Below are 1,010 nucleotides of genomic sequence, written 5' to 3'. Positions count from 1 at the left end.
CTAGATGAATGAGTCCAAGGGGTGTCGTTGCGGTCAGTGATCGTAGGCGGTCAGTGACCGCTTGATCGGCTGCCCGGTCTTGTCGTTGTGCCAGATCGCCGCCGTGAGCGCGAGGATCCGGCACAAGACGCGGGCCACGACCCCCGCTGGGCTCTTGCCGCCGTGTCGTTCCAGGTCGAGCTGTCCCTTGAAGGTCTGGTTGATCGACTCGATGACTTGTCGCAGCGGCTTGAACAGGTGCGCCCCGGCCCGCTCGGCCTCTCCCTTGCGGGCCGGCCGTAGCAACTGCAGGTGACGCTCGGCAAGGTCGTTCTCGAACTCGCGGCCGTAGTAGTTCTTGTCCCCGATGATCGTCTGTCCGGGGTGGGCGGCGAGGACATCCGGCGCGGTGTCGAGCATGTCGCGCAGCGTTTCGCGTTCGTCGGCCTTCGCCCCGGTGAGTGCGAACAGGATCGGCAGTCCCCCGAGTGTGCACACCAGGTGCAGCCGCAGTCCCCAGAAGTACCGTGAGTGTGACGCGCAGTATCCGTACTGGGCCCAGCCTGCCAGGTCCGAGCGTTTGGCGGTCTCGCGGGAGCAGCCGCAGCCGACCGGGGTGGAGTCGACGAGCCACACGTCGTCGCTCCACAGCGAGGTGTCCCGGGCCAGGATCCGGATCATGCTGGTGAGCAGCGAGGACGCGGCGCGCAGCCGTTTGTTGTAGCCGGACTGCTGGGGCACGTAGGGAAACAGGTGGCCGAAGTCCCGTCCGACGCGGCGAAGCCAGCGCCGCTCGGAGGTGTAGCCGAGCAGCGCCGACATGACCGCGAGCGTGATCAGCTCGGCGTCACTGAGCGTGGGCGCGATCCCGACGGCCGGCCGCCACGGGGCCAACCACGGCGAAGCCTTCAACTCGTCGTCGATCCGGGCATAGAGTGCCGTTGCGAGGGTGTCCAGGTCGTTCGTCACACATCGACGTTGGACGCCCTCGTCTCATGTCCGCAGGCGATCCCTTGGACTCATTCATCTAG

The 1,010-nt window shown here is 66.5% G+C and carries 1 protein-coding gene; it reads right to left on the bottom strand.

What is annotated here, in order from left to right; genetic code table 11:
- Positions 1–33: 33 nt before the first annotated feature.
- Entirely contained in the window at positions 34–948 is a 915-nt protein-coding gene (locus ABD198_RS30480) for an IS982 family transposase (protein WP_344007969.1), read from the bottom strand.
- Positions 949–1,010: the final 62 nt, after the last annotated feature.

The organism is Streptomyces thermocarboxydovorans (genome assembly GCF_039524635.1).
Lineage (GTDB): Bacteria > Actinomycetota > Actinomycetes > Streptomycetales > Streptomycetaceae > Streptomyces > Streptomyces thermocarboxydovorans.
This window is presented reverse-complemented; position numbering and strand designations above follow the sequence as displayed.